Annotated in this window: 16 protein-coding genes; 8 read left to right on the top strand and 8 right to left on the bottom strand. The window is 64.8% G+C overall.

The window, feature by feature from the left end:
• The first annotated feature begins 3 nt into the window (after positions 1 to 3).
• Positions 4 to 678: a molybdate ABC transporter permease subunit gene (gene modB / locus BLT40_RS11500; protein WP_090353199.1), complete on the top strand. Its 675-nt coding sequence runs from the start codon at positions 4 to 6 to the stop codon at positions 676 to 678.
• The gene (locus BLT40_RS11495) at positions 675 to 1,340 is read left to right on the top strand and encodes an ABC transporter ATP-binding protein (RefSeq protein ID WP_079521239.1); all 666 of its coding nucleotides are present in this window, start codon (positions 675 to 677) and stop codon (positions 1,338 to 1,340) included. Before modB ends, BLT40_RS11495 begins: the two co-directional genes overlap by 4 nt.
• Here the strand turns inward: BLT40_RS11495 and BLT40_RS11490 are convergent.
• Positions 1,330 to 2,121 (bottom strand): TOBE domain-containing protein, encoded by a 792-nt coding sequence (locus tag BLT40_RS11490; RefSeq protein ID WP_090353197.1) that lies wholly within the window; start codon positions 2,119 to 2,121, stop codon positions 1,330 to 1,332. The genes BLT40_RS11495 and BLT40_RS11490 overlap by 11 nt on opposite strands.
• 107 nt (positions 2,122 to 2,228) lie before the next feature.
• On the opposite strand from BLT40_RS11490, the gene BLT40_RS11485 reads away from it, so the two are divergent.
• Genes BLT40_RS11485 through BLT40_RS11475 form a run of 3 tightly spaced genes read left to right on the top strand, consistent with a single transcriptional unit; the run spans position 2,229 to position 4,892 of the window.
• A complete protein-coding gene (locus tag BLT40_RS11485; protein WP_176809156.1) occupies positions 2,229 to 3,173 on the top strand; it encodes a lysylphosphatidylglycerol synthase transmembrane domain-containing protein in 945 nt (314 codons plus the stop codon).
• Positions 3,170 to 4,360 carry a serine hydrolase domain-containing protein gene (locus tag BLT40_RS11480; RefSeq protein WP_090353192.1) on the top strand — a complete coding sequence of 397 codons (1,191 nt, stop codon included), beginning with the start codon at positions 3,170 to 3,172 and terminating at the stop codon, positions 4,358 to 4,360. Before BLT40_RS11485 ends, BLT40_RS11480 begins: the two co-directional genes overlap by 4 nt.
• 55 nt (positions 4,361 to 4,415) lie before the next feature.
• Positions 4,416 to 4,892 carry a T6SS immunity protein Tdi1 domain-containing protein gene (locus tag BLT40_RS11475; RefSeq protein WP_090353187.1) on the top strand — a complete coding sequence of 159 codons (477 nt, stop codon included), beginning with the start codon at positions 4,416 to 4,418 and terminating at the stop codon, positions 4,890 to 4,892.
• Positions 4,893 to 4,895: 3 nt separating this feature from the next.
• Here BLT40_RS11475 and BLT40_RS11470 read toward each other — a convergent pair whose 3' ends face one another.
• The 6 genes from BLT40_RS11470 to BLT40_RS11450 form a co-directional block, all read right to left on the bottom strand.
• A complete protein-coding gene (locus BLT40_RS11470; protein ID WP_079521244.1) occupies positions 4,896 to 5,276 on the bottom strand; it encodes a VOC family protein in 381 nt (126 codons plus the stop codon).
• Positions 5,277 to 5,394: 118 nt separating this feature from the next.
• The gene (locus BLT40_RS11465) at positions 5,395 to 5,769 is read right to left on the bottom strand and encodes a hypothetical protein (protein ID WP_143025876.1); all 375 of its coding nucleotides are present in this window, start codon (positions 5,767 to 5,769) and stop codon (positions 5,395 to 5,397) included.
• Positions 5,770 to 6,469: 700 nt separating this feature from the next.
• Complete coding sequence (locus BLT40_RS11460; RefSeq protein ID WP_176809155.1) at positions 6,470 to 7,492, bottom strand: N-acetylmuramidase family protein; 1,023 nt, start codon at positions 7,490 to 7,492, stop codon at positions 6,470 to 6,472.
• The gene (locus tag BLT40_RS20300) at positions 7,384 to 9,396 is read right to left on the bottom strand and encodes a hypothetical protein (protein ID WP_176809154.1); all 2,013 of its coding nucleotides are present in this window, start codon (positions 9,394 to 9,396) and stop codon (positions 7,384 to 7,386) included. Before BLT40_RS20300 ends, BLT40_RS11460 begins: the two co-directional genes overlap by 109 nt.
• A gap of 211 nt (positions 9,397 to 9,607) precedes the next feature.
• Complete coding sequence (locus BLT40_RS11455) at positions 9,608 to 10,051, bottom strand: VOC family protein (protein ID WP_079521247.1); 444 nt, start codon at positions 10,049 to 10,051, stop codon at positions 9,608 to 9,610.
• Positions 10,052 to 10,257: 206 nt separating this feature from the next.
• Entirely contained in the window at positions 10,258 to 11,277 is a 1,020-nt protein-coding gene (locus tag BLT40_RS11450) for a sensor histidine kinase (protein ID WP_176809153.1), read from the bottom strand.
• 391 nt (positions 11,278 to 11,668) lie between these two features.
• On the opposite strand from BLT40_RS11450, the gene BLT40_RS11445 reads away from it, so the two are divergent.
• From BLT40_RS11445 to BLT40_RS11435, 3 genes are all read left to right on the top strand, one after another.
• Positions 11,669 to 17,680 carry an alpha-2-macroglobulin family protein gene (locus BLT40_RS11445; RefSeq protein WP_090353180.1) on the top strand — a complete coding sequence of 2,004 codons (6,012 nt, stop codon included), beginning with the start codon at positions 11,669 to 11,671 and terminating at the stop codon, positions 17,678 to 17,680.
• A gap of 85 nt (positions 17,681 to 17,765) precedes the next feature.
• Positions 17,766 to 20,132, top strand: a complete 2,367-nt coding sequence (pbpC, locus tag BLT40_RS11440) for a penicillin-binding protein 1C (RefSeq protein ID WP_090353177.1) — start codon at positions 17,766 to 17,768, stop codon at positions 20,130 to 20,132.
• A 104-nt stretch (positions 20,133 to 20,236) separates the two neighbouring features.
• Positions 20,237 to 21,562, top strand: a complete 1,326-nt coding sequence (locus BLT40_RS11435; protein WP_218124549.1) for a methyl-accepting chemotaxis protein — start codon at positions 20,237 to 20,239, stop codon at positions 21,560 to 21,562.
• Between the two features lie 58 nt (positions 21,563 to 21,620).
• Here the strand turns inward: BLT40_RS11435 and BLT40_RS11430 are convergent, their stop codons facing one another.
• The gene (locus BLT40_RS11430) at positions 21,621 to 22,418 is read right to left on the bottom strand and encodes a GAF domain-containing protein (RefSeq protein ID WP_217699752.1); all 798 of its coding nucleotides are present in this window, start codon (positions 22,416 to 22,418) and stop codon (positions 21,621 to 21,623) included.
• Positions 22,419 to 22,569 lie beyond the last annotated feature (151 nt).

The raw sequence follows: 22,569 nt of genomic DNA, 5'->3' as shown, positions 1-22,569 counted from the left end.
GGCGTGGGCGACGTCTGGATTCCCCTCGCGCTGTCGCTCAAGGTCGCCTTGTGGGCGACCGCGATCAACCTCGTGCTCGGCGTCGCGGTGGCTTTCGGCTTGTCGCGCTGGCGCTCCCCTGCGCGCGAGCTCGTCGATTCGATCCTGACCTTGCCGCTGGTGCTGCCGCCGACGGTCCTCGGCTACTACCTGCTGGTCCTGCTCGGTCGCAAGGGCGCCTTCGGCGGCTGGCTCGACCGGCACGGGATCGAACTCGTGTTCACCTGGCAGGGCGCGGTCATCGCCTCGACGCTGGTCGCCTTTCCGCTCGTGCAGAAGGCGGCACGTGCCGCCTTCGAAGCGGTCGATCCCCAGCTGGAAAGTGCCGCGCGCGTCCTGGGTCTGCGCGAGGTCGCGGTGTTCTTTCGCGTGTCGCTGCCACTCGCCGCGCGCGGCATTACCGCGGGTGCGCTGCTCGCCTTCGCCCGCGCACTCGGTGAGTTCGGCGCGACGTTGATGATCGCGGGCAATCTGCCCGGGCGTACGCAGACCCTGTCCGTCGCGATCTATGCGGCCGTGCAGGCCGGCCACGACGATACCGCTGCGATCATGGTCGTCGTCACGTCGGTGACCTGCGTGGTGGCGCTCCTGCTCGCCGGCTGGCTGTCGCCGGATCACACGCGGCGGTCGCGGCCATGAGTGTCGACGTGGCGGTCCGCAAAACGCTGCACGCCGACGACCGCCGCTTCGAGCTGGACGTCGCCTTCGCGTCGGAGCATCGTCGCGTGGTGCTGTATGGACCCTCGGGTGCCGGCAAGAGTCTGACGCTGCGCGCGATGGCCGGACTGATCTCTCCGGACGCAGGGCACGTGCGTGTCGACGGTCGGACACTGCTCGACACGCAGGCGCGGGTGGATGTTCCCTCGCGCGAACGCGGCGTAGCGTATCTGTTTCAGGATTACGCGCTGTTTCCTCACCTGACGGTCGCGCAGAACGTCGGTTTCGGACTGTCGCGTGGCTGGTTGAACCCGGCGCGGCGTCGCCATGGCGAACGGGTCGGTCGGTGGCTCGAGACGTTCGAACTCACGGCGGTCGCGGATAGCTACCCGTCACGCATCTCCGGCGGGCAGCGCCAGCGTGTCGCACTGGCGCGCGCGCTGGTTTCCGAGCCGCGCCTGCTCCTGCTCGACGAGCCGTTCGCCGCGCTGGATCCCGCCTTGCGCGGCCGCATGCGTGGCGAGCTGCTGGCGCTGCAAACCCGTCTCGATCTGCAACTGCTGGTGATCACCCATGATCCGGCCGATGTCGACGCGCTGGACGGCCATACCATCGAAATTCGCGACGGCAAGGTCAGTCGGTGACCCCGACAATCACCGACGATGCATCGAAGATCGCCAGCACGGCTGTGCCCTCCGCCAGTTCCATTCCCTCAGCGCTCTCCTTCGTCACGATCGCCGCGATCGTCCCGCCGCCGTCCAGCGCGATCGTCACTTCCGTATTCACCGCACCGGGAACGACCTCCGTCACCCGCCCCGGCAGCTGATTGGCCGCGGACAGACGCCCGGCGCCCGGCATGCCCACCATGACCCAGTTCGCCTTCACCAGCGCCACGACGGGCCGTCCAGGCGAGAGCGCGAGACTGGCGGTGCTCTCACGGGTGACGGTGGCGACGACGGTCGTCCCCCCGGCCAGCGCGATATCGATACGGTCGTTGACCACTCCTTCGGCGACGGCGCTGACCGTGCCGGCCAGCTGGTTGCGTGCACTCGTGCGCATCGTGAAACGTCTCAGCAGATGAATGTCGTCGGTAGCATCCTCGCCGAGCGACGCCAGCCGCTCCACGAATCGCTTGTGCTCGGTCTCGATGCCACGGAACGAGGCGATCAGGCGTTCGGCCCGCGCCGTCAACCGCGCCCCGCCGCCGCCCTTGCCGCCCGTGGAACGGACCACGAGATCCTCGCCCGCCAGGTTGTTCATGGCGGCGATGGCATCCCACGCGCCCTTGTAGCTCATGCCCACCGCCTTCGCCGCCGCCGTGATGGAACCGGTCTGTCCCACCTGGGCGAGGAGCTCGATGCGGTCGGGGCCGCCCCAGCGGCGGGTGCCGTCGGTCAGCCAGAGAGAGCCGTCGTAATGAAGCATGCGTCCACCGCAGAGGAATCGGTCCCCCAGTCTATCCCCCGCGCCGCTCGCCGTCGTGGGATGATGCCCGCCTTTCTCGGGCGAGGCCCGACGGTCAGAGTGATGCGGTGACGGACAAACACGCCCAGCCAACCCTGAAAGCCCTCGCGAGCCGTGCGACGAAATATCTGCTGGCGGCGGCCTTCGTGGGCGTGGCGATCTTTCTGCTGCATCGCTATATCGCGCGCATGTCCTGGCAGGACATCCGCGCGGCCATCGACCGCATTCCGCGCTGGCATGTTATTGCGTCCATCGGCGCCACGCTGGTCAGCTGGTCCTGCCTCACGGCCTACGATGTCTTCGCCGTGGAGACCGTCGTGCCAGGCAAGGTCTCGATGCGCATGAAGATCTTCTCCGGTGCGACCACGCACGCGATCTGCAACGCGCTGGGTTTTCATGCGATTACGGGTACCGCGCTGCGTTACCGCATGCTGTCGACACGTGGGGTGAGTGCCCCCGATGTGGCCCGCGTGGTCGGGCTGGTCGGCTTCGCGGTAGCGCTCGGTTTCGCCTCGGTCACGGCGATCGCGTTGCTGCTCGAACCGTCGATCGCGCATGGGTGGGGGCGCTGGCCCGGCGTCGCTCTGGTGATCCTGTTCGTCCTGCTCCTGCGCTGGCTGGCCGGCAAGCACGATGAACTGCGGATCTGGAAGTTCTCCACGCCGGTGCCTTCGGCGCGTTCGGCGGCCGCACAGGTCGCGATCGGCACCGTGGAAATGATCGGCGCGATCGCCGCCATGTATTTCCTGTTGCCTGCGGACGTCGCCGGCAGCTTTCTCGATTTCGCGCCGATTTACGTCGGCGCCATCCTCGCCGGCATCATCAGCAACACCCCCGGTGGCATTGGCGCGTTCGAAGCGCTGACCCTCGCGGCGTTCCCGCAGGAACAGCGCGCGCAGGTCCTCGCCGCACTGCTCGCCTATCGTGTCATCTACGGCCTCGGACCCTTCGCCATCGCGTCGCTGGCGCTGGGCGCGTTCGAAATCCGCCGCCGCACCAGGACATCCCGATGAACACACATCGCCCATCGAACCTGCCATGGCGGGAGCCAGCCCTGCTGGCGAAAGCGTTCTGCCTCGTGCTCATCCTGAGCCTCCTCACGGCCTGCGCCACGCCCCACGCCCGCCGCACCGACGTGCTCTTCTGGAACCAGTCGCAGCGCGAAGCGAACTTCCGCGCGATGGAAACCCAGTACGCCAGCAACGTCGTCCGTCACGGCGTCGCTCACCCGTTATCCGCCGGCATGCCGCTGACGCCGCACTTCGCCGATGGCACCACGCTCGACAGCTACATGGCCGAGCACCGCGTGGCTGGCGTCATGGTGCTTCAGCACGGCAAGGTGCGCCTCGAACGCTACGGCCTCGGCGCCACGCCATCGACGCGATGGACTTCCTTCTCGGTCGCCAAGTCGTTCACGTCCACCCTCGTCGGCGCCGCGCTGCGTGACGGCTCGATCCACAGCCTCGACGACAAGGTCATGCGCTACATCCCCAAACTCGCCGCGGGTGCCTACCGAGACGTCACCGTCCGCCAGTTGCTGACGATGACCTCCGGCGTCCGTTGGAACGAGGACTATGTCGATCCGACATCGGATGTCGCGCAGATGTATGAGGGGGCGCGTCAGCCCGGCGTGCCGCTGCTCGTCTCGTACATGTCGAAGCTGCCGCGCGAATTCGCGCCGGGCGAACGCTGGGTCTACAAGACCGGCGAGACCGATCTGATCGGCATTCTCGTCGAGCGCGCCACCGGCACGTCGCTGGCGGCGTATCTCTCGGAGAAGGTCTGGAAGCCCTACGGCATGGCCGCCGACGCGATCTGGCTCAAGGACGGGGTCGATGGCACCGAAGCCGGAGGTTCCGGCGTGTCGGCCACGCTGGGCGACTACGCGCGCCTCGGCCAGTTCCTCCTCGATGGCGGCGTGGCCGACGGCAAACCGGTGCTCGCCGACGGCTGGCTTGCCGATGCCACGCACAAGCATGCCGACATCGGCGTTCCCGGCCGCGGGTATGGCTACCAGTGGTGGACCTACGACAACGGCGATTTCGCCGGCATTGGCATCTTCGGCCAGCTGCTCTACGTCGATCCGGCGCGCGAGCTGGTGATCGTCCAGCTGGCCGCATGGCCCGTCGCCACCAATGACGCCCAGGCCACGGCCCGTGCCGCGTTCGTCAGAGCCGTCATCGCCGGTGCGGAGGACTGATCGGCCCGGGGGAGGGTAAACTGCGGCATCCCAACGATCTGAAAGGCCCATCCCCATGGCCCTCGCCTGGAACGACCTCATCTGCACCCCGGACAAGGAAGCGATCAAAGCGCTCGCCGAATCCTGGGCATGGCGCATCGGCGACGGCTACACGCCGCTGCTGTTCACGGCGCTCGGCGACATGTTCTACGAGGCCGACGAAGGCGGCATCTTCTGGCTCAATACGGGCACTGCGGAAGTGGAGCGCGTGGCCGAGAGCGTGCCCGGCTTCAATCAGCTGCTACGCGAAGAGATCGCCGACGACTGGCTCCTGCCGCCGTTGATCGAAGCGCTGCTTGAGGCGGGCAAGACGCGGGCGGAAGGGGAGTGCTACACCTACGTCACGCTGCCGATCTTCGCCGAAGGCGAGTACACCGTCGAGAATCTGAATCCGGTGCCGGCGATCGAGCATTTCGAACTGACGGGTTCGGTGCTGCAGCAGATGCAGGATCTGCCGGATGGGACGGATGTGAAGATCGACATTACTCACTGATCATCAGGAGTAGTTCGAGATCTCGATCAGATTCCGGTCGGGGTCGCGGATGTACACCGACTGGATCGGGCCCATGGCGCCGGTTCGCGCAACAGGGCCCTCCTCTATCAGAACGCCCGCCTGGGCTAGTTCCTCGACGATTTGCAGTAGGGGCGTGCTTGATATCAGGCAAAGATCGATCGCACCGGGCGTCGGCAGGGCGGCCTTTGGCTCGAACTCCTTACCCCGCTGGTGAAGGTTGAATTTCTGGATACCGAAAACGAGGGCCTTGCGGCCTTCGCCGAACGTCGCGAGATCGAACCCGAGAACGCTCGTATAGAAGTCGACAGTTGCTTCGATGTCGGCGACTGTGAGAACTAGATGGTCTAAATGTTCGATCTTCATGGTTTCAACGATGCCTCACTGAACGAAAGAATGCACCATCCAGCGTAAGTGGTGCCGCCACCAACTGTTCGCTTCGAGGACTGGGGGCGTGTATTGATAGTCACGCGCACTGTTGCAGTCATGGCGCCGTCAATGCTTTTTGTATGTCGACGGGGATTTCCCCTTCGCGACTTATGCGCATAGATACAACACCTTTCTTTATCGCTGCCGATTCGATGTCCTGTAGCAGATCCTCGTTTTGATTCTGTGGCAAAGAAATGAATTCAGTCGGCGCGTCATGGTCAAACAGCTTTTGGACAAAAGCCCTCTTGCCCTGAACGACAAGAACAAGGTCGTTTTCAAGGTCCTCGGAGATGACGACGGAGTAGGGTCCCGACTGACCTCTACCTGCGCGGTAGTAATAGGCGATGCTACACGCAGTGCCGCAAGGTGACTTTGCGACGTAGGTGTTCTCAGTGAATGAAAGCGAGCTAGGTGCAATCGCCAGCCGCATGATTACGTCCCGCTTCGAATCGGTGGCCAGCTCCACTGTGCAGTCGTGCGCATCGGAATTGCCGTCGACACAGCTTGTGAATAGCTTCCCCGGAGCGTCCTCGGCGTCAACGGTGACCCAGTTGACTACCGTTCGATCCGGTACCTGCTATGCGCGATAGAAGGCAAAATCGTCGTCACTAATATCAGAAGGGTCTGGAATTTTTTAAGGGTCGGCAAAATCAGGTGCCTGTTGTCATTGCATACAGCCAAAGAGTGGATCGTCAGAGCAACCTATATCAGTGGTTTCCCGAAAATGACTGTCCTCGACATCCGAGGTGCAAGTCATTCTCATAGGTTTGCGTGATTCAGAAGGAAATTGAACAATCACCCCGCTTTCCGGTTCAGGGCTATCTTCGCTCCACTCATGAAAAACAGTGTATTCGTGGGCCTTTCTTGTGAACGACACGTCAAAGTAGTCCCGCTGATAGCGGGAGTATTGCTCGTATCTGAAGTTACTTGATCGCCCGACGGAATCGGTAAATTCCATCTCGGATTTGCCGTTCCGCCCGAACCGATACGTCAGTTTATCAACTGCTTCGTGCCTCCGGCATAATGAGACAAATTTCTCATTGCTCAGCTTGCATGAGAATGCGATCGATTCGTCACTCTTACAGAGTGATGCGCTATTGGACGCAGCCGTCAAAGGAAAACTCAGGACGCTACAAAGAACCATCACCCGTCCTTCGCGCCTTTTCTTCTTGATAATTTGAAGCCATCCTCTCATCGTAATGACTCTTCGCTTGATTTCTGCCGTTGTAAGCAAGTGCGAACTCCTTCCAGTCCTTTCTGCGTAGTGATTTTTGAAGTCTTTGATCGTTAAGGATGAATGCGACAAGCGACTTGAGCTGACTGAGCTCGTTCTCGGATTGCGCGCACACAAATTCGGTAACAGTTGCGAATCCACACGCACCGAAATTCTTCCCCAATATCTGGAATTTTCCCCATGACGCAGCCTTCAATGCGGCGTCAGGATGGAGCTCGTATGCCTTGAGCAACTTTGCATATTGCGATGAAAATGGACCGTAGGGAATGTCGTCGTTGCTGTATGGGTGAGGACTGCTGATGTCGCTTTGTGTGTCGTATGCTCCATTCGAGCAAGAATGGAAGATGTGCCTTTCAAAAAGAATTGAAGGAACGGGGTCGTCGCCGTCGGGATGAACGTCGCCCGGTACGAAGTAGGCGCCAACTTTCTTGGATTCCGTCTTTGCTATCGCGACCAGAGCTTCAGGCTCACATTGAAGGCTCTCAGCGGCGCTTTCATAGTTCGCATAAGTTAGGCGTGACGAATCGGGAATCCATAGGAACGGGATTTCGATGTGTCGCCCGGCCACGGTGATTGTGGGGTGTTGCCTAGTCTTGATGAAGAAGTTGTCCACCCACCCGAACGGATGAATAAAATACACATTCGGATCCGACGGAAACCCATCCAGATGGGTCGCGACTTTCTTCCACCAGCCGCGTTTCCGTTGCCGTTTCATTTCCGCCTGCCAGTCGCTGGTCGCGATCGAGGTGAGCTTCTCCCACCGTTCGATGTCATGACTCCACTGGCTATGCAGACGGACAATCAACCGGCTCAGCGGTCGCGCCAGCCAGTGCGTTTTCCGTGCATGCGCGATGTCATCCGCCGTGACCTTGCCATCGAGCGTGCCAGAGTGATCGATGGCTTGTTCGAGCTTGACCACCAGATCGCTGGCGCCCAGCGCGGTGGCGACAGGCTGAAAACTTTCCTCGTGCGAGGGATGGACCATGCCGTTGATGCAGACGATGCGCTGTAACGCTTCCATCGGCTCGAACATCGAGCCATTGGCGAGCTGAAAGCCGGGCCAGGCGTGCGGACTTTCCCAGCGGGTGCCGGCATGGTTCCGGTTGCAGACCCAGCCAACGAGCGGCTCATTGTTCTCGCCGCCCACCGCGACCCGCCACCAGATCGTCCCGTCGCTGTCGGCGAAGTGCTGATCCTCGCCCAGGGCATCCAGTTCGGCACGGACATCGATGACGCGAAGCCGACGACCGCTTGCGCCGCGTCGACCTCGAACGGCGGGCTCGTCCAAATGGCGATACAGGCGTTCGGGGTCGGCTTACGCAACGTCCAGTACACGGTCTCGCCGAGGGGTACGAAGATGTCACGCTGCTGGAAGCGGATGCGTCGGGAGGCTTTCAGCTGGTGATAGGCGGTGGCGTCGATGCGCTCGCCTTTGGCGGGATCGACGTAGTCCCCGGCCTGTTCGCCGGGCTGCAACGGCGACTTCGCCGACCGGGTCTCGGTGCGATAGGCGCGGCCGGAGACGAACCGTCCGCTGCATGGCTTGCCGGGTTCCGGGAGGATGCGCGCCTCCGGCATGAGGCTGCAGTCGGGCATACGGGCGAGCTTGCACAGCCGGGCGCCGCGCTCGATGACGAGGATCGGCTTTTCGCTGTCCGGTAAAGCCGCCGCCCGTCGGCGGGCTTCCTTAAGGTAGGCGGGGAAATCATCGCCAGCGAAGACCTCGATCGCGACGCGGGGCCGGTCGGGCTGGACCCCGCTGGGCGGCTGGGCCAGGTCCTTGCCCGGGTTTTCGCCAAGGAAGCCGAGCCGTTCTCCGGCCTTGACCCGGTAGGGCTCGTCCAGCACCACCACGCTGTCCATCGGACTGGGGCTTGGGCTGTGATCCAGTTCGTCGAGATAGACCCAGCCGGTGGCGACCTCCGGGCTGACCGGCAGGCCGGCGGCGTACGCCAGGGGCTCGCCGCGCTCGATCGAGGCGATCCGGGCCCAGCCGTGGGTTGCGTTGCCCTGCACGGTGAGGATGCAACCGCGCGGCAGGAGGCCGATGATCGTCGCGCCGCTTTTGCCCTGCGCGCGCACCCGAAGGCCGGTGGCGAGGTCGGGCCCTGGCTCGGGGGCCAGGCCGGGATCCGGGACGGGCACGACGGCGCCGAACGACAACGCCATCGCCCGTTGCGCGAGCGCCTCGGCAAGCGGGTCGATCGGCACGATCTGTCGGTCTTTGGCGCGTGCGCCGACCCGGTATTTGCGCGGGCCTTGCCAGAAGGGCAGCGCGTCGATCAGGAAACCGTCTTTATCGCGCCGATAGCCCACCAGCGGGCGGTTATACGAATACAGGCTGTAGATGTGGATGCCGTCGGCTGACTCGTCCGGCGCTTTGGGCTGAGGTGCGGACGCGGCTGTCGATGTCTCGGCCGATGCGGGCGGCGGGACCGGTGGCAAGACCAGACGGTGGCGTACCAACACGAAGCCGAGCGAGTAGCGAAGCTTGGTGTCGTCCTCGTAGTGCAGGATGTGCCGCTTGCTGTCGAGCTGGTAGGCGACGACCTCGCCATCGGCCAGGCAATGGAAGCCGTCGTCGATGGCCAGGTCGGTGCATTCCTTGCCGAAGAAGATGCTGCCGTTGGGCATGCCGGAGGTGGCCAGGGGAAAGAAGCCGACCGGCATGGCGGAAAGTGCGTCGAAATGGCGTCGCATGTCGTTCGGGGCATTCTTGTCGAGCAACGCGAACGGGTAGCTCCAGCGCTCGGCGGCTGGCTGTGCGCTGGGCGTCTTTGACCCTTCAGCGGGTGTGCGTGGCGTATGAGCGAGCGGGGACATGCGATGCGCCTCCTGCGACATGGGAGACGGACCATAGCGTCCGGTGGTACGCCCTGGCTCTAGGACAATTCTGAAAAATGCGACTGATTTTGGGGGCTGAGGTAACCCCGTGTCGCGAGCAGGCTCGCTCCTACAACCGCGGCCAAGGTTTCAGTTCGAGGGTGTGCATGCCTCGGCATGCACAGCGCGCGCATGACGCGCAATGATGGCCTCAGTCCGGGGACTTCTCACCAGCGTTGACCATCCAGGGCACGCCGAACTTGTCGGTCAACATGCCGAAGCCGTCGCCCCAGAAGGCCGGCCCGAAGGGCATGTCCACGTTGGCGCCGTCAGACAGGGCGTCGAACACCTTCTGGCCCGTGGCGAAATCGGGAACGGATATCGCCACCGAACACCCGTGGATGCCGTGGTATGGATGCAGAGGATGGCAGTCCGATCCCATCAGCAACTGCTCACCCACCTGCAGACGCGTGTGCATGATTTTCTCGCCGACGGCGCGCATGGCTTCGGCCGCGCCCGGTTCGGGTCCCGCGCCACCTTCCGGCAGATCCTTGAATCGGCTGGTCATCAGGATCTTGCCGCCAAGCGCCTTTTCATAGAAAACGAAGGCTTCTTCGCAGTTCCCGTTGAAGTGCAGGTAGGGCTGGATCTTCATGGTCGTCGTCCTTCGCGGATAGCGGGAGGGTTCAGCGGCGGGCGTCGATCTCGGCGCGCAGGCGTTCATTCACTAGGAATCGCATTGTCGTTCTCCCGTGCCATCGATAGGCCTGAGGAAAAAACATCTGCCGCCATTTTGCGCCAGTGGCCGGGAACGCGAAAACCGCGATGGCAGCTATCGGCCCGGCACAAGGTCGCCGGGAATCAGGCGACCTGGGTGCGATGGGCAGACGTCGCCGGAAGTTCGGTTTCCAGGATCCAGCGCACGCCGTCGGGTTCGAAAAGCAGACTCGAACCACCGCCCTGCCGGCACCCGACACCTCGCTCGATGAAACGTGTGCCGAAGCCGCGCTCCAGCGGAGTGGACACGGTCGGGCCACCCTGTTCCTTCCATTCCAGCCGGAACCTGCCACAGGTGGGATCGCCGCAAGACCAGGTGATCGTGACGGTGCCGCTGTCATTGGACAGCGCGCCATACTTGACCGCATTGGTCAGCAACTCATGCAGCGCCATGGTCAGGCTGGCCGCGGTCTCGGCGCTGAGAATCAGTGGCGGGCCCTCCCGGCGAATGCGTGCTCCGCCGCAGTCGAAGGGCAGGACGGTGGCCTCGACCACGTCGCTCAACGGCACATCCTCCCATGCCGTGGCGATCAGCCTGTCCTGTGCGGCGGCGAGCGCGCGCAGGCGGCCACCGAAACACGTCACCGCGGCATCCATCGGTCGCCCTTCGCGAAAGGTCTGCTCCGCCATCGCCTGGACGACCGCCAGCGTGTTCTTGAGGCGATGGCTGAGCTCGTTGATCAGCACCCGCTGGCTGCGCTGCGCCACCCGATGATCGGTGATGTCGGTGCAACTGCCCCAGTAGCCCGCAAACGCGCCACCCCGCTCGAACGGGGTGCCGGTTTCGACGATCCATCGATAGACGCCATCGTGTCGGCGCAGCCGGTACTCCAGCGAGTAGGGCTCTCGTGCGTCGAACGCGTGGAAAAACACCGACGAACACCGGTCGAGGTCATCCGGATGGATGCCGTCGGCCCAGCCTTCGCCGACTTCCTGGGCCAACGACCGGCCGGTGAAGGCCAGCCACGGTTTGTTGAACCAGTCGCCCTGGCGATCGGTGCCGGTACGCCAGATCATCACCGGCGCGAAGTCCGCCAGTTCGCGGAACTCCCGTTCGCCCGCGGCGACGGCGCGGTCGATGGGAAGGGTGGCGTGATCGCTCATGGTGTTCACCGTCTCTGTCCGCACGTCGCCCTGCTTCCCCCGGTGCGGATAATTCATGTCAGCCCGGCCGACATCCTTGCCCGTCGCGCCGCCCGCTGGTCGGTAAGCGGGCGCCCGCACCATAACGTAAGTTCCCCGACGGCGACACGACGACAACCCACGCCCGTGACATCAGTCACGGGGTGGCGCATGCGGCCGATTTTTCAGAATTTTCCTATTGCCAGCGCGCCCGAAAAAGCCCGAAGAGGGGCGCGGGTATGCCAGAATCCCGTCGCCGCCGTGACATCGATCGCGTGCAGCATGTCACTGGGGATCACGAACGACCGCTGGTTCGCCGCTTGTGCGGCGGACGGACGTGCTCGTCAACTTTTGAATGGATCGGAAGGGAAACATGGATCTGCTTCGTTTCATCCTGATGCTGCCCGTACGCCTGCTGCGCGGACTGGGTTGGTTGCTCGGTCGCGTGCTGCGGCCTGTCTTCGGCAACATGGCCTGGTCGGCACCCGCCTGGGTCCCCGCGACCGGCCGCGTCGCCCGCAGCCATCCCCTGAAGTTCACGGCCACGGTCGCCGGTGCGATCCTGATCGCCGCCGCCGGCTGGTTCGGCTGGCACTGGTGGGAAAACCGACCGAAGCCGGTCGAGCCCAACCGCATCACGTTTGAAGCCCCCGCGCCCGACATCAGCGACTACGAGCATGTCCCGGTGACGATCCATCCGCTCACGGTGACCTTCTCGGGGTCGGCAGCGAAGATCGAGTCGCTCGGCAAGCCGGTGACCGACGGCATCGCCATGGATCCGAAACTGCCCGGCCAGTGGAAGTGGGAGAGCGATCGCGTACTCACCTTCGTGCCGTCCGCGGACTGGCCGGTGGGCCGGAAGATCGAGGTCAGTTTCGACAAGGCGAAGGTGTTCGCGCCGCAGGCGGTGCTGGCCGACGACCACTTCACCGTGTCGACCGCCCCCTTCACCGCGCGCGTCGTCAATGGCGAGTTCTACCAGGACCCGCAGGATCCGACCAAGAAAAAGACCATCGTCCAGCTGGGCTTCAATTACCCGGTCGATGCGGCGCAGCTCGAGAAGCGCCTGAAGCTCGACCTGCGCAACGGGAACGAAAAGCGCGGCAGCGAGCTGAAGTTCTCCGTCACCTATGACGATCGTCGCCTCAACGCGTTCGTCCACTCGCAGCCCCTGCAGCTGCCGCGCGACGACGGTTCGGTCGGCCTCAGACTGGACGATGGCGCGGTGAGCAGCCGTGGCGGCGACGGCACGGAGAAGGCGCTGGAAACCGCGGTGCGCGTACCCGGCCTGTATAGCCTGAAGGTCGACGAGATCTCGGCCACGCTCGTGGACAACGCCCGCTTCGAGCCGGAGCAGGTCGTGGTCATGAACTTCGGCGGCCCGGTCAGCGATACCGAACTGGCGAAGCGGCTGCACGTCTGGGTGGTGCCCCGCAGCGATAAGGGCTACGGCGTTTCCACCATCGGCGAGAGCGACCTGCGCTCGTTCACGGCGATCAAGCCCGACGTGGTGCCGACCGAAAACGACTGGTCGGCCACGCAGAGCTTCAAATACCACGCCCAGCCGGGCCAGCAGATCTATGTCCGTGTGGACAAGGGCCTGACCTCGTTCGGCGGCTACATCATGGCGAAGTCGCGCGCCGAGCTGCTCACGGTGCCCGACTACCCGCGCCTGCTCCGCTTCATGGCCGACGGCTCACTGCTGTCGCTCAGCGGTGACAAGCGGATCTCCGTGGTCTCGCGCAATATCCCCGGCATGCGGGTGGAGATCGGCCGCGTGCTGCCGGACCAGCTGCAGCATCTGGTCTCGCTCAACGAGGGTAGCTACGCGAAGCCGGAAATGTACGGCTTCACCTCGGACCACATCGTCGACCGCTTCGTAAAGAAGGTTTCGTTCCCGGACGAAGGCCCGGGCAAGGCGCATTACGAAGGCTTCGATCTTGGCCAGTACCTCGCGTCCGGCAAGAAGGGCGTGTTCCTGCTCAAACTGTCCGGCTATGACGAGAACGCCGAGAAGGAAGCACGCGACCGGCGCGTCAAGGCAGCCCGCGAAGCCGCGGCCCGCGACGCGGGCGCCGATGCGGACGCCGCCGCGGCCGAAGCGGCGAAGGACGATGACGATAGCGTTCATGCACCTTACGACTGGCCGAAGGACGAGCGCCTGGTCGTCATCACCGACCTCGGCGTCATCGCCAAGAAGTCGATGGACGGAAGCCAGGACGTCTTCGTGCAGTCCATCCGCAATGGCTCGCCGGTAAGTGGCGCCTCGGTCGCCGTGATCGCCAAAAACGGCAGCACGCTGTTCACGCAGACCACGGGCGCCGATGGCCTGGCTCACTTCGCCAGCCTGAAGGGCTTCACCCAGGAAAAAGCGCCGGCGATGTACGTCGTGCGCCAGGGCGAGGATCTGTCGTTCCTGCCCGTGACCTCGTACGACCGTACGCTGGACTTCTCGCGCTTCGACATCGGCGGTGAGCCCAACGCGCATAGCCAGGGCCAGCTCTCGGGCTACCTGTTCTCGGATCGCGGCATCTACCGTCCGGGCGACCTGTTTCATATCGGCATGATCGTGCGCGCCAACAGCTGGACGCGCAGCGTGGCGGGTATGCCCCTGATCGCCGAGGTGGTCGACCCGCGCGGCACCACCGTGCGCCAGCAGACCGTGTCCATGGACGCCGCCGGTTTCGCCGAGCTCGACCACACCACGTCCGAGACGTCGCCCACCGGCAACTGGACGGTGAACCTGTACATCGCCAAGGACGGCAAGCCGTACTCGCAGATCGGCAGCACGACCGTGCAGGTCAAGGAGTTTCAGCCGGACCGCATGAAGGTCGCGGCCAGATTGTCGACCGCCGTGACCGAAGGCTGGGTGAAGCCCGCGCAGCTGAAGGCACTGGTCGACGTGCAGAACCTGTTCGGCACCCCTGCGGCGGACCGCCGCGTCGAAGGGTCGCTGACGTTGCGCCCCGCGTATCCGTCATTCCCGAGCTACAAGGACTATCACTTCTACGACATCCGTCGTGCGAAGGAAGGCTTCGAAGAAAAGCTCGCCGATGCGAAGACCGACGACAAGGGTCATGCGGAGTTCGCGCTGGACCTGTCGAAGTATGCCGACGCGACCTACCAGCTCTACTTCCTCGCCAAGGCGTATGAAGCCGAGGGTGGCCGCAGCGTAGCCGCCGCGACCCAGGGCATGGTTTCGTCGAACGACTGGCTGGTCGGCTACAAGGCGGTCGATAACCTCGACTACGTGAGCCGCGACGCGAAGCGCACGGTCAACCTCGTCGCCATCGATCCGTCGGCGAAGCGCATCGACCTCAACGGCCTCAAGCAGGACATCGTCGAAACGCGCTTCGTTTCCGTGCTGACCAGGCAGGACTCAGGTGTCTTCAAGTATGAGTCGAAGGCACGCGAGACGGTGGTCTCCGAAACCCCGCTGACGATTCCCGCCGCCGGCCTCGACGTGGGGTTGCCCACGGACAAGCCGGGCAACTTCGCCCTGGTGGTGAAGGACGCGCAGGGCAAGGAGGTCAACCGTGTGGCCTGGTCGGTCGCCGGTGAGGGCAACGTGTCGCGCTCGCTCGAGCGCAACGCCGAGCTGCAGCTCACGCTGTCGAAGAAAGACTATGCGCCGGGTGAGGCGGTCGATATCGCGATCCGCGCACCGTACGCGGGTAGCGGCCTGATCACCATCGAACGCGACAAGGTCTATGCGCACGCCTGGTTCCATGCCGACACCACCAGCAGCGTCCAGCACATCACCGTGCCGGCGGATTTTGAAGGTAACGGCTACATCAACGTGCAGTACGTGCGCGATTCGTCGTCCGACGAGATCTTCATGAGCCCGTTGTCGTTCGGTGTCGTGCCGTTCTCGGTGAACATGGACGCGCGTCGCAACGTGCTCGCCGTGGAGTCGCCGTCGCTGGTGAAGCCCGGCGACACCGTGACCTTCCACGTCACCTCGACCACGCCGACGCGTGCGGTGGTCTTCGCGGTGGACGAGGGCATCCTGCAGGTCGCGCACTACAAGCTCGGCGATCCGCTGCAGTACTTCTTCCGCAAGCGCATGCTCGAAGTGTCGACCTCGCAGATCCTGGATCTGATCATCCCGGACTTCCAGAAGCTGATGACGATGGCGGCGCCCGGCGGTGACGCGGACGGTGCCATCGGCCGCCAGCTCAACCCGTTCAAGCGCAAGCGTGACAAGCCGGTGGCCTACTGGTCCGGCATCGTCGATGTCGACGGCTCGAAGGACCTGACGTACAAGGTGCCCGACTACTTCAACGGCAAGCTGCGCGTCATGGCGGTGAGTGTGTCGCCGGAGAAGATCGGTACGTTCGAAGGCGCGACCACCGTGCGCGGTGATTTCGTGCTGTCGCCGAACGTGCCCACGACGCTTGCCCCGGGTGACGAAGCCGAAATCAGTGTCGGCGTCGCCAACAACCTGACCGGACTCGGCGGAAGAGAAATCCCGGTGGCGGTGAGCCTCAGGCTCGGTCCGCAACTGCAGCTGGTCGGGGACGCGTCCAGGACGCTGAACCTCGGCGAGATGCGCGAAGGCGTGGCGATCTTCCGCGTACGGGCGACGAACAAGCTCGGTTCGGGCAATCTCACCTTCACCGCGGGCGCGAACGGCAAGTCGGCGAAACAGTCGGTGGATCTTTCGGTCCGTCCCGCCTCGCCGATGCGCACCGACCTGGCTTTCGGCCGCGTCGATGCCCACGGCCGTGCGGACGTGACCTCGTTGCGCGACATGCATGACGAATACGCCAAGCGCGACGCGGCGTTCTCGTCGGTGCCGGTGGTGCTGGCGCGTGGCCTTGCCGCGTACCTCGTCGACTTCCCGCACTACTGCACGGAGCAGGTCATCAGCGCGGCGATGCCGGCGCTGATCCTCGGCAACCGTCCGGAGTTCGGCGACGTGAAGAAAGCTCGCATGCTCGGTGACGATACGCCTCCCGCCGATCCGGTGGCCGCGTTGTTCGACGTGCTGCGCGCGCGCCAGAACGGGCAGGGCGGTTTCGGCCTGTGGACGGCGACGCCGGATACGCACACCTTCGCCACCGACTACGCCGTGCATTACATGATCGAAGCGACCGATCACGGCGTGGCCGTGCCGCGCGACATGCTGGCCTCGGCCGATGAAGCGCTTCGCCAGATTGCCGCCGACGATAGTGGCGACACGCTGGTGCAGATGCGGCAGCGCGCCTATGCGATTTACCTGCTGACCCGTCAGGGTAACGTCACGACCAACGATCTGGCTTCGGTGCAGGGACGTCTGCAGGACGTTTTCCCGAAGGACTGGAAGAACGACCTCGCCGCCGCGTGGATCGCGGCGTCGTACCAGCTGTTGCATCAGGACAAGCTGGCGAACGACCTGATGGCGCAGCCGCGCAAGCTGCTCGGTCGCAAGCCGGCGGATGAGTCGTACGCGTACTTCGATTACTACGACGCGCCGATTCGCGATGCCACCGTGCTGTATCTGCTGGCGAAGCACTTCCCCGCACAGGCGAAGGCACTGCCGCCCGAGACCATCGACAACCTCGTGCGTCCGCTCGGGCAAGGCCACTACAACACCCTGTCCTCCGGCATGATCATCCTCGCGCTGGATGCATGGGCGACGGAGACCGGTGGCGATGTGAGCAAGCTGTCGATCGGTTCGGTCGCGGCCGATGGCACCGTTACGCCGGTCGGCGCGCCGAAGGGCGTGCTGGTCGACGCACACTGGGCGGCAGGTACGCAGCGGCTGCGTCTGGTCAACGATGCCGACGCCCCGGCGTGGTATGGCGTGGCGCAGACCGGTTTCGATCGCAAGCCGTCGGCCGAAACGCGCAAGGACGGTCTGGAAATCACCCGTACGTACACCGATACCAAGGGCAAGTCGATCGACAGCGTCGCCACGGGCGACGAGATCGACGTTCACGTGCGTATCCGCGCGACGAAGAGCGACGCCGTGGACGACATCGCTATCGTCGACCTGTTGCCAGGTGGTTTCGAACCGGTGTTGCAGACGGCGCCGGCCGCGGATGCCGATGCGCCCTCGTCGGACGAAGCCACGTCGGATAACGATGCGAACGGCGGTGCCGACGAGCAAGCGAGCGACGACGGCGAAGGTGACGGCGAAGGCGACAACACCCCGGCATGGCATTCGCCGATCGGCAATCCGGAATCCACGTGGAAGCCCGACTACGCGGACGTTCGCGAGGACCGTGTGGTGGTGTATGGCATGGCCAGCACCGACGTGCAGGAGTTCGTCTACCGGATCAAGGCGACAAATGCGGGTAAGTTCGTCATTCCGCCCGTCTTCGCCGAGTCGCTGTATGACCGGGGTACGCAGGCGCGGGCGCCAGGTGGCGGGAGCATCACCGTGACGGCCAAGCCGTGATCTGTCGGGGGTAACGGGTAGACCGGGTCGCCAGCCCTGCTGGCGATAACGGGCCCCGTCACCCTCCCGTCGTTCCCACGTCCTGATGAACCCTCTCAAGCGCCTCGCCCGGATCCCATGGCACAACGCCCTCGTGGCGTTGCTGCTCATCGCGATCGTCCCCGTGGCGTGTCGCCTCTGGCCCCACGAGCCCCTGCGCGCCTGGCTCCCCTCGTCGACCGCCGTCTACGACGCCGACGGCCGGCTGCTCCGGCTCACCCTCGCCAGCGACGACCGTTACCGGCTCTGGGTTCCCTTGCAGGACATCTCGCCGCAACTCGTCGACGGCGTCCTGCTGCACGAAGACCGCTGGTTCCGCTGGCATCCGGGCGTCAGCGCCTGGGGCCTCGCACGCGGCGCATGGGTCACTTACGTACGTCACGGCAGCCCCCAGGGTGGTTCCACCATCACCATGCAGCTGGCGCGGCTGATCTGGCATCTGGATACGCGCAGCCCCGGCGGCAAACTGGTGCAGGCCGCGCGGGCGACGCAGCTGGAACTGCAGTACTCCAAACACGACATTCTCGAGGCATACCTCAATGCCGCGCCTTACGGCCGCAACGTAGAAGGCGTCGGCGCGGCCAGTCTCGCGTACTTCGGCAAGCCACCCGCACGACTCACCTTGCCCGAAGCGTTGACCCTCGCGGTCATTCCGCAGGAACCGTCGCGCGGTGTGCCCGGCACGGTCGGCGGGGCCACGGTGATCGACAGGGCGCTGAAGCAGTCGCGCGACCGCCTGTTCGCGCGTTGGGTGGCGAAATATCCGAAGGACGTCTCCGCGCGACCGCTCTTCGCCCTGCCGCTGAGCCTTCGCCCGCTGTCCCGGCTGCCGTTTGAAGCACCGCACTTTGTCGAGCAGGTACTCGCCGATCGCCGCCTCGATGGTGGCGACGACATGCGCGTGGTCACCACGCTGGATCTCGGCCTTCAGCACAGCCTCGAGCGTCAGGTTCGCCAGTACGTCGAGCACGGTGGCGATCGCGGTATAAAAAATGCCGCGGCGATCCTGATCGACACGCGCGACATGGGGATCAAGGCGATGGTCGGCTCCGCCGACTATTTCGATTCGTCCATCCAGGGCCAGGTCAACGGCACGCAGGCAAAACGCTCGCCCGGATCCACCCTGAAGCCTTTCATCTATGCACTGGGTTTCGATCAGGGCCTGCTGCATCCGGAAACGGTGCTACGCGACGTGCCGTCCGCGTTCGGCCCCTATACACCGGAGAACTTCGACGGTCGCTTTCTGGGCCCGGTGACCGCCACCCAGGCGCTGATCCGAAGCCGCAACATTCCCGCCGTGCAGATCGCCGCGAAGCTGGCCAGCCCCAACCTCTATCAGTTTCTGCACGATGCCGGCATCTCGCGCATGGCCAGCGAGAAACGTTACGGCCTCGCTCTGGTCCTCGGTGGCGGTGAAGTCACCATGCAGGAACTGGGCGGTCTCTACGCCATGCTGGCCAACCGCGGCGAACTGCGGCCACTGCGTACGCTCGCCACCCAGCCACGTACGCAAGGCTCACGTGTGCTGAGCGAAGAGGCCAGCTTCATGGTCATGGACATGCTGCGACAGAACCCGCGTCCTGACGACGCGGTCGCCGCGCAACCCTCGCGTCTGCCCATCTACTGGAAGACCGGTACGTCGTGGAGCTTCCGCGACGCATGGACCGCGGGCAGCTTCGGGCCCTACGTGCTGGTCGTCTGGATCGGCAATTTCGACGGGGCGGGCAATCCGGCCTTCGTCGGTGTGGACGCCGCGGCACCGCTGTTCTTCCGCATCGCCGATGCCCTGCGCGCGGAACGGCCACGCCTCGCCGAACCCGTCCGACGCAACCCGCCGAACCTGCGCCGCGTGCCGATCTGCCTGGCCAGCGGCGACCTGCCCAACGCCTGGTGCCCACAGGTGGGCAGCACCTGGTTCATTCCCGGCAAGTCGCCGATCCGCGTGAGTACCGTGCACCGTCCGGTGGTCATCGACACGGCGACGGGACAGCCGGCGTGTCCGCCGTACGACCCGCAAAGCACGCACACCGAGGTGTATGAGTACTGGCCGTCGGATCTGGCTCGCGTCTTCGCCCAGGCGGGTCTGGCGCGGCGGACACCGCCCGCGCTGCCGGACTGCCAGGGCGGCGGCCAGCTGGTTGGCGATCCGCCCAGAATCACCTCGCCCCTGAAGGGCAGCACCTACCAGATCCGGGTCTCCCGCCTGGGTACGGAGCGCGTGGCGTTCACCGCGACGGCGGACGGCGCGTCGCGCATGCTGTACTGGTTCGTCGACGACGCCTACCTGGGCAGCGTCCCGAGCGGCCAGAGTCTGATGTGGGCCCCCGATCGCACCGGGCGATTCCTTGTCCGCGTGGTCGACGACCGGGGTCGTACGGACGCCCGCGAGCTGGGCATCGGCGCCGTGGAATAGGCGGCCTCGGCGAATCGCTGCGCGTTTCCGGCAGCGGGCGTTCAGGGCACCCCCCGGATCGTCGATAACGACGGTCTGAAGCTCAACAGGGGAGAACCGTCATCATGGCCATCGGAATGTTTTCCGGCGTTCGCCGGATGTTCGTGAAAACGGATGCGTGCGCGCATGCCAAGCTGGAGGCGCTCGACCGGACTCAGGCGGTTATCGAGTTCGCCCTGGATGGCACCATTCTCAAGGCGAACCGCAACTTTCTGGACGCCATGGGGTACGCCCAGGCCACGGAGATCGTGGGTCGCCACCACCGCATCTTCGTGGACCCGGAAGACGCCGCCTCACCGGAATACGCCGCGTTCTGGAAGCGCCTCGGCGGCGGCGAGCCCGACATGGGCCTTTACCGACGTCGCGGCAAGGACGGTCGGGAGGTCTGGATCCAGGCGAGCTACAACCCGGTACTCAACGCCTTCGGCCGACCGGTAAAAGTCGTCAAGTTCGCCACCGATGTCACCGAGCAACGCCTGCGTGCCGCCGACATGGAAGGCCGGCTGGCAGCCATCGACAAGGCGCAGGCGGTGATCAGCTTCTCCCTGGACGGCATCATCCTCGAGGCGAACGATAATTTCCTCGCCACCATGGGCTACGAGCGTGCCGACGTCATCGGCAGGCACCACCGCATGTTCGTCGACGAGGCCGACCGAGAAGGTCGCGAGTACTGCGCTTTCTGGCAGAAGCTGGGGCGCGGCGAGTACGACTCGGGGTTATATCGCCGGGTCGACCGGCGCGGTCGCGAAGTGTGGATCCAGGGCAGCTACAACCCGATCTTCGACATGGCGGGCCGCCCGTTCAAGGTGGTCAAGTACGCCACCGACGTCACGGCGCAGACGCGTGCCGCGCGCACCCTGCACGCGTCGCTCTCCGAACTTGCCGACACCGTGCCGGCGATCGCGGAGCAAGCCCGGGTCACCAATACCCTGGCCAATGCGGCCAGCCGCTCGGCGCTCGACGGGGGAGCGATGGTCGACGCCGTGATCTCCACCATGTCCGCGATTCAGAGTGGCGCACGTGACATCTCCGACATCGTCGCGATGATCGATTCCATCGCCTTCCAGACCAACATTCTGGCGCTCAACGCATCCATCGAAGCGGCGCGCTCAGGGGTCCACGGCCGTGGCTTCGCGGTCGTGGCCAACGAAGTACGCATGCTTTCCCAGCAGAGCGCCGAGTCGGCCCGCGACATTCGTGCGCTCATCGACGGGACGCTCGAGCGCGTCCGCGAAGGCAGCGAGCGCAGCGGGGAGGCCGGTGCGGCGATGCGCGACATCCTCAGCAACGTCGGGACCTTGCTCGAGCGCGTCTCCGATGTGGCGGTGGCGACGACCCAGCAGGCGGGCGGTATCGACAACGTCCGTCGCGCGGTGGCCGAACTGGCGTGAACCAAGGCGCGGCCTGGTCAGCCCACGCCGCCGAAGGTCATCTCTCGTACGTCGGCGGTTACGACCCCTGGGTGTCGCCCGGGGGCTGATGCCAGCGCCTGCCGTGCTCGATCATGTGCAGGCGGATTTCATCTTCCGCGATGGCGGCCAGTGCACGAAGGCCGTTGGCTTCGAGCTCGCTGAGGCCACGGGGTACGTCGCCGAAGACACACAGGGTGCCCAGCACCTGGCCATCCGGCCCGTGCAGCGGATGACCGGCGTAAAAGCGGATATGCGGATCGCCCGTGACCAGCGGGTTGCGCTGGAAACGCTCGTCGCTACGGGCGTCCTCGATCACCAGGATGTCCTCGCCCAGGATCGCATGACTACAGATCGCCCAGCCGCGGGGCGTCTCTTCCGGGGCGAGACCCTGCCGGGACTTGAACCACTGGCGCCGCGAGGTAAGCAGGGCAATCGCGGCCGTGGGCGCACCGGTCATCTGGCAGGCCAGCCAGGTGATGCGGTCGAAGACCGGATCCTGCGCGGTGTCGAGCAACCCGCTGCGCGCGACCGAGCGCAGACGTCGTGCCTCGTCCGCGGGGACCGGATAATCGGGATGACGCGCCGGGCGGAGCTCTTCCGGCAGGGTCGACGGTGACTCTCCCGGAGGCGCCATGCGCTCTTCGAGCAGGGCCAGCACGGCGCTGCGCCGCATGCGCCGATGACCGCCGGGGGTCTTCCACGAGGTCAGTGCGCCCCCTTCGATCCACTTCTGAGCGGTGCTCACGGAAATGCCAAGCAGCTCCGCGGCGTCGCGCGTCGTGACGGTGGGATCATCGGGCGAATCGGGAGGAATGCGGTCGTTCAAGGCAGCCACGTACGTAGTTCATTCAACTGTTTGAAACTACCACAGGCGATGCCCCGACTCGCTTGGCGAAAACACCGCGTTTGAGTGGCGTTTTGTTGCGTGAGCAAAGACATACACGACATCGGCGTGAACTCTGGTATAGCGGCGGATCGATTTTCGC

The sequence above is a fragment of the Dyella sp. 333MFSha genome (assembly GCF_900102405.1).
GTDB classification, from domain to species: Bacteria; Pseudomonadota; Gammaproteobacteria; order Xanthomonadales; family Rhodanobacteraceae; genus Luteibacter; species Luteibacter mycovicinus.
This window is presented reverse-complemented; position numbering and strand designations above follow the sequence as displayed.